At 72.7% G+C, this 10,164-nt stretch carries 10 protein-coding genes; 2 read left to right on the top strand and 8 right to left on the bottom strand.

Annotated elements, in window-relative coordinates; all coding sequences use genetic code 11:
- Positions 1 to 310: 310 nt before the first annotated feature.
- A complete protein-coding gene (locus tag ABFX51_RS26665; RefSeq protein ID WP_346055261.1) occupies positions 311 to 1,291 on the bottom strand; it encodes a DHH family phosphoesterase in 981 nt (326 codons plus the stop codon).
- A 75-nt stretch (positions 1,292 to 1,366) separates the two neighbouring features.
- On the opposite strand from ABFX51_RS26665, the gene ABFX51_RS26660 reads away from it, so the two are divergent.
- Positions 1,367 to 2,389 (top strand): TRM11 family SAM-dependent methyltransferase, encoded by a 1,023-nt coding sequence (locus ABFX51_RS26660; RefSeq protein WP_346055260.1) that lies wholly within the window; start codon positions 1,367 to 1,369, stop codon positions 2,387 to 2,389.
- A 46-nt stretch (positions 2,390 to 2,435) separates the two neighbouring features.
- Here ABFX51_RS26660 and rbfA read toward each other — a convergent pair whose 3' ends face one another.
- The 6 genes from rbfA to rimP all read right to left on the bottom strand — a co-directional run bounded on the left by rbfA (position 2,436) and on the right by rimP (position 8,241).
- The gene (gene rbfA / locus ABFX51_RS26655; protein ID WP_091515979.1) at positions 2,436 to 2,891 is read right to left on the bottom strand and encodes a 30S ribosome-binding factor RbfA; all 456 of its coding nucleotides are present in this window, start codon (positions 2,889 to 2,891) and stop codon (positions 2,436 to 2,438) included.
- Positions 2,892 to 2,908: 17 nt separating this feature from the next.
- Positions 2,909 to 3,202, bottom strand: coding sequence for a DUF503 domain-containing protein (locus ABFX51_RS26650; RefSeq protein WP_091515982.1), 294 nt, complete (start codon positions 3,200 to 3,202; stop codon positions 2,909 to 2,911).
- Positions 3,203 to 3,265: 63 nt separating this feature from the next.
- Positions 3,266 to 6,205, bottom strand: a complete 2,940-nt coding sequence (infB, locus tag ABFX51_RS26645) for a translation initiation factor IF-2 (protein ID WP_346055259.1) — start codon at positions 6,203 to 6,205, stop codon at positions 3,266 to 3,268.
- 154 nt (positions 6,206 to 6,359) lie between these two features.
- The gene (locus tag ABFX51_RS26640; protein WP_091515986.1) at positions 6,360 to 6,659 is read right to left on the bottom strand and encodes a YlxR family protein; all 300 of its coding nucleotides are present in this window, start codon (positions 6,657 to 6,659) and stop codon (positions 6,360 to 6,362) included.
- 23 nt (positions 6,660 to 6,682) lie between these two features.
- Positions 6,683 to 7,708 (bottom strand): transcription termination factor NusA, encoded by a 1,026-nt coding sequence (gene nusA, locus ABFX51_RS26635; protein WP_091515989.1) that lies wholly within the window; start codon positions 7,706 to 7,708, stop codon positions 6,683 to 6,685.
- Positions 7,705 to 8,241: a ribosome maturation factor RimP gene (rimP, locus tag ABFX51_RS26630; RefSeq protein ID WP_091515990.1), complete on the bottom strand. Its 537-nt coding sequence runs from the start codon at positions 8,239 to 8,241 to the stop codon at positions 7,705 to 7,707. The genes nusA and rimP overlap by 4 nt, the downstream gene beginning before the upstream one ends.
- A gap of 105 nt (positions 8,242 to 8,346) precedes the next feature.
- Between rimP and ABFX51_RS26625 the strand changes: the two genes are divergently transcribed.
- Positions 8,347 to 9,270: a ferritin-like domain-containing protein gene (locus ABFX51_RS26625; protein ID WP_346055258.1), complete on the top strand. Its 924-nt coding sequence runs from the start codon at positions 8,347 to 8,349 to the stop codon at positions 9,268 to 9,270.
- 170 nt (positions 9,271 to 9,440) lie between these two features.
- Here ABFX51_RS26625 and ABFX51_RS26620 read toward each other — a convergent pair whose 3' ends face one another.
- Positions 9,441 to 10,097, bottom strand: a complete 657-nt coding sequence (locus ABFX51_RS26620) for a TetR/AcrR family transcriptional regulator (protein WP_346055257.1) — start codon at positions 10,095 to 10,097, stop codon at positions 9,441 to 9,443.
- Positions 10,098 to 10,164 lie beyond the last annotated feature (67 nt).

Raw genomic sequence — 10,164 nt, 5'->3', positions numbered from 1 at the left:
CGAGGGCACGGCGCAGTTGGCGGAGCGGCCGCCTGGCGCCGCCCCGACACGGGGCGGCGGCGCGAGCGCGGCGCGCTGTGGGGCAGCGGCGGCCGCCTGCCGGGGCCCGGCGAAACGGGGCGGGGGTGCCATTGGTGCGGCGCGAGGGCGGGGCGCACCGCGGAGCGGGACACGGAGGCCCGGTCGGGTGCGGCGGGATGGCTGCGGGGGCGAGCGCGCAGGCCCACCGCGGAGCGGCGGCGGACGGCGAGCGGCGGACGGCGAGCGGCAAGTTCCCGGGCTGCCGCCCGCGAAACCGCCGCCCCAACCCCTACAGCAGCGGGGCCGTCGCCAGGGCGTTGCGCACCGCGGTGAGTACCTCGTCCGCTGAGCCGTGCACCGTGCAGCCCGCTGCGAGGCGGTGGCCGCCTCCGCCGAGGGTGCGGGCCGCCACCGAGACGTCGATCTTGCCGACCGCGCGCAGCGAGACCGTCCACTCGTCCGGCGCCTGCTGCTTGAACACGGCCGCCACCTCCGCCTCCCGGACACCGCGCACGACGTCCACCACGCCCTCGACCTCCTCCAGCCGCACCCCCGCCGCGGCCTCCAGCGTGACGAACGCCGACACCAGGCCGTACCCCTGCGCCGCCTCCGGCTCCAGCCTCGCCGTGCCCAGCGCCGCCGACAGCATGGGCAGCCACGCGAACGGGTGGTCGTCCACCACCTCGCGGGTCAGCCGGTCCGGGTCCACGCCCGCTTCGACCAGCCGTGCGGCCGCCCGGTGCGTGGACGGCTTCGCGCGGCGGAAACCGCTCGTGTCCGTCATCAGGCCCGCGTACAGGCACCGCGCGATCGGCTCGTCCAGCTCGACGCCCAGCTGGTCCAGCAGGTCCAGCACGAGCACCGCCGTCGCCTCCGCCGTCTCGTCCACCACGTGGTGCGTGCCGTAGCGGGTGTTGGACGCGTGGTGGTCCACCACCAGCACCGCTCCCCCGGCGGCCTTCGTCGCCTCGACGCGGTCGGCGAGGAACCCCAGCCGCGCGGGCACCGGGGTGTCGCAGCAGATCAGCAGCGGGCTGCTCGCCGGGACCTCCGCGGCGGGCACCACGAGTCCGCCCACGTCGAGGCCGCGCAGGCTCTCCGGGACTTCGTCGGGGATCGCGAACGCCACCCGCACCACCGCGCCCCGCTGCTGCAGCGCCCGGCCGAGGGCCAGTGCGCTCCCGAGCGCGTCGGCATCCGGGCGGACGTGGGCGAGCAGGGTGACATCGGTCGCGGCACGGAGCAGGTCGAGCGGCGAGGAAAGGCTCATGACGGCAAGCTAGGCCCTCCCGTCACCCACCGCCACCCTCAACGGAGCACTGCGCGCGCAGTACCCTTCTCTGCGATGTTCGACTACGGGATCCTCCTCTACCCCTCGGCCAACCGCGTGTACGCCGACGCCTCCGCCGGCCTGCTGCGGGCCGAGCTGGCCGTGTTCGGCGAGGCGCTGAGCACGCCGCCGGAAGAAGTCGGCGAGCGGCGGCTCGGCGGCGTCACCTACGTGACCTTCTCCACCGCCAAGCGACTGTCCGAAGAGGACATCGCGCTGCTGTCGAACCTCTCGGCGCTCTATGCCCTGTTCGAACTGACCGACGGCCTGCTGCGCCCCGTCGAGGTCACCCCGCTCGACCGGTTCGGTTCGGACCTGCTGACGATCCAGAAGTACCCCGGCAAGACGAACGAGCTGTTCACCAAGCTGTTGCTCAACGTGACGCTGCTGTCCACAACGGACCCCACCGCGTTCCTGCACGGCCCCCTGCACGTGCTGGACCCGTTGTGCGGCCGGGGAACCACGCTGAACCAGGCGATGAACTACGGCCTCGACGCCACCGGGTTCGAACTCGACAAGCGCGATTTCGAGGCCTACGAGCACTTCATCAAAACCTGGCTGCGCGGACGCCGGATCAAGCACACCGCGGAGTCCGGGCAGTTGCGCCGCAACAAGGTCAAGCTCGGGCAGCGGCTGGAGCTGGGCTTCGGGCTCACGAAGGAGCAGTACAAGGCCGGTGACGTCCGGCGGATCACGTACTACAACTGCGACACCGTGACCGCCGCCGGACTGCTCAAGTCCGGTTCCGTGGACGCGATCGTGACGGACGCGCCGTACGGGGTGCAGCACGGCAGCCACCGCCCCGAGGACCTCTCGCGCAACCCGTTGGAACTGCTGGAATCCGCGGTCCCCGCGTGGGTGCGCACCCTGCGGCCCGGCGGCGCGCTCGGCATCTCGTGGAACACGCACGTGGCCAAACGGGACGAGGTGGCCGGGATCCTCACCGACGCCGGGCTCGACGTCCGCGAGCTGCCGGACTTCGCGCACCGCGTAGACCAGGCCATCCAGCGCGACCTGATCGTCGCCCGCAAGGCGTGAAAAAAAGCGGGCCACCCGCGAAGGGTGGCCCGCTTCCGAAAGGACCTCAGTCCTCGTCGTCTTCGTCGTCCTCGCGCGGCGCCTTGTACGGGTCCGGGTCGCCGGCGTGCTGGGCGCCCGCCGAACGGCGCGCCACCTCGGCGTCGGCCTCGCGGGCCTTCGCCAGCACCTCCTCGATGTGCCGCGCCGTGTCCGGCACGGTGTCGGCGACGAACGTCAGCGTCGGCGTGAACCGCACGCCCGTGCCCTGCCCGACCTTCGTCCGCAGCACCCCGCGCGCCGACTCCAGCGCCGCCGCCGCACCCGCGAAATCCGGTGCGGCGTCGAGGCTTTCGCCCAGCACCGTGTAGTACACCGTCGCGTCGTGCAGGTCCGCGGTGACGCGGGTGTCGGTGATCGTCACGTAAGTCAGCCGCGGATCCTTGATCTCGTGCTCGATGGCCGAGGCCACGATCTGCGAGATCCGCTTGGACAGCCTCCGCGCACGCGCCGGATCGGCCATCACATCTCCCCTACTTCCTAGTCTTCCGGTCCGAGCAGCCGGCGGCGCGCGGACAACAGCTCCAGTTCCGGCCTGCCCGCGACCGCCCGCTCGCACTCGTCGAGCACGTCGCGGACGTGCTCGCCGTCCGCCGCCACCACCGCGACCCCGATCAGGGCGCGGCGGTGCAGGTCCAGGTGCCCGGCCTCGGCCACCGACACCTCGAACCGCTTGCGCAGCTCGGCGACCAGCGGCCGCACGACCGAGCGCTTCTGCTTCAGCGACCGGACGTCGCCCAGCAACAGGTCGAACTCACACGCACCGACGTACAACGGGCTCCTCGTGGGCAGGGCCGGGGCCGGTCCCGCAGGACCGGCCCCGGCTCACTCGCGACTTCAGACGCGCGGCTTCTCGCGCTGCTCGTAGGTCTCGACCACGTCGCCGACCTTGATGTCGCTGTACGACCCGAGCGTCAGACCGCACTCGTAGCCCTCGCGCACCTCGACCACGTCGTCCTTGAACCGCCGCAGCGAGCTGACCGGCAGGTTCTCGGCGATGACCACGTCGTCCCGCAGCAACCGCGCCCTGGCGTTGCGCCGGATCTCACCCGAGGTGACCAGGCACCCGGCGATGGTGCCGAACTTCGAGGACTTGAAGACCTCGCGCACCTCCGCCTTGCCGAGCTCGACCTCTTCGTACTCCGGCTTGAGCATGCCCTTCAGAGCCTGCTCGATCTCCTCGATCGCCTGGTAGATCACCGTGTAGTACCGGACGTCGACGCCCTCGCGGGTAGCCCGCTCGGTCGCCTTGCCCTGTGCCCGCACGTTGAACCCGAGCACGATCGCGTCGGACGCCGTCGCCAGGTCGATGTCGGACTCGGTCACGCCACCGACACCGCGGTGGACCACGTTGAGCTCGACCTCGTCACCCACGTCCAGCTGCACCAGGGCCGCCTCGAGCGCCTCGACGGTACCCGAGTTGTCACCCTTGATGATCAGGTTGAGGGTCGAGGTCTCCTTCAGCGCGGAGTCCAGGTCCTCCAGGCTGACGCGCTTCCGCTTGGCCGCGTTCTGCGCGTTGCGCAACCGGGCCTGGCGGCGCTCGGCGATCTGCCGCGCGACGCGGTCCTCCTCGACGACCAGGAACGTGTCACCGGCGCCCGGCACCGAGGTGAACCCGATGACCTGGACCGGCCGCGAAGGCAGCGCCTCCGTGACGTCCTCGTTGTACTCGTCGACCATCCGGCGCACGCGGCCGTAGGCGTCGCCCGCCACGACCGAGTCCCCGATCCGCAGCGTGCCGCGCTGCACCAGCACCGTGGCCACCGGACCGCGGCCGCGGTCCAGGTGCGCCTCGATCGCGACGCCCTGGGCCGGCATGTCCGGGTTGGCCCGCAGGTCCAGCGTCGCGTCCGCGGTCAGCAGGATCGCCTCGAGCAGCTGCTCGATGTTGATGTTCTCGCGGGCGGAGATGTCGACGAACATGGTGTCGCCGCCGTACTCCTCGGCCACGAGGCCGTACTCGGTCAGCTGCTGGCGGATCTTCTGCGGGTTCGCGCCTTCCTTGTCGATCTTGTTGACCGCGACCACGATCGGCACCTTCGCCGCCTGGGCGTGGTTGATCGCCTCCACCGTCTGCGGCATGACGCCGTCGTCGGCGGCGACCACGATGACCGCGATGTCCGTCGACTGCGCACCACGGGCACGCATGGCGGTGAACGCCTCGTGACCCGGGGTGTCGATGAAGGTGATCAGGCGCTTGTTGCCTTCCAGCTCCGTCTCGACCTGGTACGCACCGATGTGCTGGGTGATGCCACCCGCCTCGGTCTCGCGCACCCGCGTCTTGCGGATGGTGTCCAGCAGTCGCGTCTTACCGTGGTCGACGTGACCCATGACGGTCACGACCGGCGGCCGGACCTGGAGGTCCTCCTCGCCGCCCTCGTCCTCGCCGTAGGTGATGTCGAAGGACTCGAGCAGCTCGCGGTCCTCCTCCTCCGGCGACACGACCTGCACGTTGTAGTTCATCTCCGAGCCGAGCAGCTCGAGGATCTCGTCGGACACCGACTGCGTGGCCGTCACCATCTCGCCGAGGTGGAACAGCACCTGCACCAGCGAAGCCGGGTTCGCGTCGATCTTCTCCGCGAAGTCGGTCAGCGAGGCACCGCGCGGCAGGCGGATCGTCTCGCCGCTGCCCTTGGGCAGCCGGACACCGCCGACGCTGGGCGCCTGCATGTTGTCCATGTACTCCTGGCGCTTCTGCCGCTTCGACTTGCGGCCCTTGCGCGAGGGACCACCGGGGCGGCCGAAGGCACCGGCCGTACCGCCGCGGCCACCGCCGCCGCGGCCAGCGCCGCCACCGCGGAAACCGCCACCGCCGGCGGGCGCACCGCCACCGGGGCCGCCGCGGAAGCCGCCGCCACCGGCACCGGCACCGCCGCCGCGGTAACCACCGCCGCCACCGCCACCGGGACGGCCGGCGCCACCGGGACCACCACGGCCCGCACCGGCGCCACCACGGCCACCGCCAGGACCGCCACGGCCCGCGCCGGGACCGGCGGGACGCTGCGTGCGGCCGGGCATCATGCCCGGGTTCGGGCGCGGCGGCATGTTGCCGGGGCTCGGCCGGTTGCCGCCACCGGGACGGGGCCCGGGGGCCGGCCGGTCGCCGCCGGCACGCTCGGCCGGACGCTCGCCACCGGGCCGCGGGCCGCGGTCACCGCCTGCCCCGCCACCGGGACGCGGCGGCGCGGGACGCGGCGCGGGCGCGCCGGAACCGACACCGAAGGGGTTGTTGCCGACCCGCGGGGTGCGCGGACCGGGCTTGGGACCGCCGGGCTTGGGGCCCTGCGGCTTGGGGGGCACCACCGAGCTGCCGCCGCCCTGCGCGGGCGCAGCACCGGGCCGCGGGCCCGGCTGCTGCGGCTTCGGCTCCGCCTTCGCGGCGGGCACCTGCGGCTGCTGCTGCGGACGCGGCTGTTGCTGCTGCGGCTGCTGGGGGGTCTGCGGCTGCTGCTGCGCCGGGGGCCGGGGGCCGGGACGCGGACCGGGCACCGCGGTGGGCCGCGGCCGGTCCTGGGACTCCGGGGTCCTGGCGGGCGCCGGAGCGCCGCCGTTGCCGTTCGACGGACCCGGCACCGGCTTGCGGCCGCCGGACTTGCCGCCGGGCTTTCCGCCGCCGGCGGTGAACGCGTCCCTCAGCCGGCGGGCAACGGGTGCCTCGACGGTCGAAGACGCGGACTTCACGAACTCGCCCTGCTCCTTGAGCTTGGCGAGAACTTCCTTACTGGTGACACCGAGCTCTTTCGCCAGCTCGTGCACGCGGGCCTTGCCTGCCACTGCTCTCCTCAACTGATGAGGCCAGCTGGCGGTAAGGGACCCGCTGACCTCGTCCTATCGTCGCGCGTTCATGGCTTCAGCTTCACGGCTGACTCATGACGGGTCGACCTGCTTCCTTCGTTTCCGTTCGGCCCGGGGAAGGTCCCCGGCCCGCTCAACCGGCGTGCCGCTCGAGGTAGCGCCGCACCGGTGCGTCGTCGAGTGTCCCAGAACTTCGTAACGCTCTGGGAAACGCCCGCCGCCGCCCGGCTTTGGCCAGGCAACCCGGTTCGGGGTGCAGCCACGCACCCCGGCCCGGCAGCCGCCGACGTTCGTCGACGACCACGTGCCCGTCCGCCGCGACCACTCGCAGCAGCTCACCGACCGAAGCCCGCTTCCGGCAGCCCACGCACGTCCGGACCGGTGCCTCCCGGTGTCCGTCGCGCGCGTTACCCGAACGCGGGCTCTCAACCATGTTCGAGTTTAGCCCCTGGCCTGTCACTCAGCCGAACCGGTTGTCGCGGCGCGCGGGGTGTCATCCTGCTCACTTCCCGCGGCGTCGCTGCGGATGTCGATGCGCCACCCGGTCAGCCTCGCGGCCAGCCGGGCGTTCTGCCCTTCCTTGCCGATGGCGAGGGACAGCTGGAAATCGGGCACCACCACGCGGGCCGTCTTCGCGCGCTCGTCCACCACCTGTACGGAGACAACCTTCGCGGGCGACAGCGCATTCCCGACGAAGCGAGCCGGATCCTCGGAGTAGTCGATGATGTCGATCTTCTCCCCGGCCAGCTCGCTCATCACGTTGCGCACGCGGGCGCCGACGGGCCCGATGCACGCGCCCTTGGCGTTGACGCCCGGCACCGTGGACTTCACGGCGATCTTCGAACGGTGCCCGGCCTCGCGGGCGACCGCGGCGATCTCGACCGTGCCGTCGGCGATCTCGGGCACCTCCAGCGCGAACAGCTTGCGCACGAGGTTCGGGTGCGTCCGGGACAGGGTGATCTGCGGGCCACGGCTGCCGCGGGACACGCCCACCACGTACGCCTTGAGCCTGCTGCCGTGCTGGTAGGACTCGCCGGGCACCTGCTCGGCCGGGGGCAGCACGCCCTCGGTGTCGCCCACCTGCACGATCACCATGCCCCGCGCGTTCGCGCGCGCGTCACGCTGGATGACGCCCGCGACGATCTCGCCCTCCTTGGCGGAGAACTCGCCGTAGGTCTTCTCGTGCTCGGCGTCGCGCAGCCGCTGCAGGATGACCTGGCGCGCGGTGGTGGCGGCGATGCGGCCGAACCCCTCCGGCGTGTCGTCCCACTCCTCGTCCACCTCGCCGTTCTCGTCGAGCGTGTGGGCGAGCACCCGGACGTAGCCGGTCTTGCGGTCGATGTCGATGCGCGCGTGCGGCTGGTGGCCCTCGGTGTGCTTGTAGGCCGTCAGCAGCGCGGTTTCGATGGCCTCGATGACGGTTTCGAAGGGGATGTCCTTGTCCCGCTCGATCGCGCGCAGCGCGGCGATGTCCACGTTCACTTCGGCTCTCCCTCCGTCCCGGTCGTGTCGATCATCCCCGAGGCGTCTTGCTCCAGCAGTTTCAGGTCCTCCGTCGGCGGTTGCTTGAACTCGATCTCGATGACGGCCTTCGCCACGTCGCGGTAGCGGACGTCGCGGAGCTGCCCGTCGGCGAGCACGCGGACCGATTCGGGCCCCGCGTGACCCACGCGGCCGAGGAAACCGGCGCCCTCGTGCGGGGTGATCCGCACGAGCCGGTACTTCGCGCGCCGCCAGTGCCGCGGGGTGGTCAGCGGCCGGTCCACGCCGGGCGAGGTGACTTCGAGGGTGTAGGCGCCCGCGATGAGGTGGTCGTGCCGGTCGAGCACGGCGGAGACGACGCGGCTGACCTCGGCCACCTCGTCGAGCCCCACGCCGTCGTCGGCGTCGACGACCACCTTCACCAGCTTGCGGCGCCCGGCCTGCTGGACGTCGAGCGCGTCGAGGTCGAAACCAGCACCGGCCACCGCTTCGGCCACGATCGGCTCCAGCTTGCCGGCGAGTTCTCCTGGCACCTTGGCGCTCTCTCTCCTGTTTGGTCCCTGTCGTGAGGGACCAGCTTAACCGGTTGGCCCCCGGCATCGCCCGTGGTCGTCGCCCTCCTGGCAATATGGCATCACGTGACCCCCCGTACGCGCCGCGACCTGCTGCGGCTGAGCGCACTGGCGGCACTGGCCGTCCCGCTCGCCGCGTGCCGAACCGGATATTCCGACGAGCCCGACCCGCTCGCGTCGCTCGCCGAGCAGGCGAGGGCCGACGCCGCGGCGGCGAACGCGCTGGCGTCGGGTGCGGGGGCGGAAGCGAGCCTGGCCAAGCAGGTCGCGACCGTGCGGGACGCGCACGCGCGGGCGCTGCAGGCCGAAGTGGACCGGCTCAACCGGCCCAAGGCCGCCGTGCACGCCGAGACCCCCGGCGGCAGTGGGCTCGCGGGGCTGAAGGAGCGGCTGGCGACCGCACGCGGGCAGGCGGAGGCGCTGGTGGTGCCGATGGAGCGGTACCGGGCCGGCCTGGTCGCCGCCGTCGCGGCGGGGTGCGCGGGGCTGCAGCAGCTGGACGACCGGCTCGGGCCGGGCGCGGACCCCGGGACCGTCAGCCCGGTGGGCTCCGTGCCGGAGGAGTCGGTCGACCCGCTGCAGAAGGCGCTCGACGCCGAGCACGCCGCGGTGTGGGTGTACGGCCTGGTGAGCGCTTTCCTGCCGGCCAACTACAACGCCGGGGTCGCGGAGGGGGCGGGTGAGCACCAGGACCGGCGCGACGCGTGCGTCCGGATGCTCGACGCGGCCGGTGCGACGCCGCACGGGCCGGAGCCCGCGTACATCACGCCGAAGCCGGTTACGGACGCGACGTCGGCGAAGAGCGTGGTGGCCACGGCGGAGGCGGACGCGGCGAACGCGTGGGCCGGGGTGCTGGCCCGCACGGACGACCAGGGCCTGCGGAAGGTCGCGCTGACCGCGCTGCTGGGCTCGGCCCGCCGCGGCACGCGCTGGCGCCAGGCCGCCGGGGAGAACCCGGCCGCGCTGGCGTTGATCGGCCTGAACGCCTAAGGCGCCCCGGGGCCCGCTTCGCGGGGTGTGGTGGGTGCCGGGGAGAAGCGGGCACTCGCCTGGTCCGGGTCGCCGCCTGACTGCGGTCATCCGGCCTCGGCGCCGCACTGGCGCGAGGCCACCAGCACGCCCCGCCCCACCGGCGTTGACCGGCATCACCGCCACGGCGGTCACCCGGCTTCGGCGCCCTCGCGCGGCTTCGGGGTGGCCAGGTGGGCGATCACCAGCGCCAGCTGGTCCGCGTAGTGCTCGACCAGCTGGGCGGTGTCGGCGTGCCCGCCGAAGATGCCCCGCACCAGCTGGGGGTAGACCGCGAGGGCGTTGCCCGCGCTCATCGCGATGAGCAGCAGCGCCGCCGGGTCGAACCGCTCGTCCAGCTCGCCGGCGCGCTGCCGGGCCCGCATGGCCTCGACCTCCTGCTGCAGGCGCGCGTTGCGCTCCCGACCCGCCTCGTCGTCGTCACCCGTGTCGGCGAGCCCTTCCCAGGCCAGGAGCCGGCCGCCGCGCACGCCGTCCACGCTCGCCCGCACGTACTGCCGCATCATCTCGGCGAAGTCCATGTCGTCGGGGAACGTCCGGGCCTCGTACTCCCGCCAGCGGCGACCGATCTCCCGGTACAGGCCCTCCTTGCCGTCGAAGTAGTAGGCGATGAGCTGCTGGTTCACCCCGGCCCGCGCGGCGATCGCGGACACCCTGGCACCGGCGAACCCCTTCGCGGAGAACTCCTCGGCCGCGGCCTCCAGGATGCGCGCGCGGGTGCGTTCGGGGTCGCGTTGCCGCTCGTGCGGGGCGGGAGCCCGCCGCCGGCCGGTCTTCTCCGTGCTCATGCCCGCATTCTGCCATCCGCGATGAGGAATTAATCATCCATCTGTTTGACAAACTCATGCGCCCTGT

Source organism: Amycolatopsis dongchuanensis (assembly GCF_039542405.1).
Classification (GTDB): domain Bacteria; phylum Actinomycetota; class Actinomycetes; order Mycobacteriales; family Pseudonocardiaceae; genus Amycolatopsis_E; species Amycolatopsis_E sacchari.
This window is presented reverse-complemented; position numbering and strand designations above follow the sequence as displayed.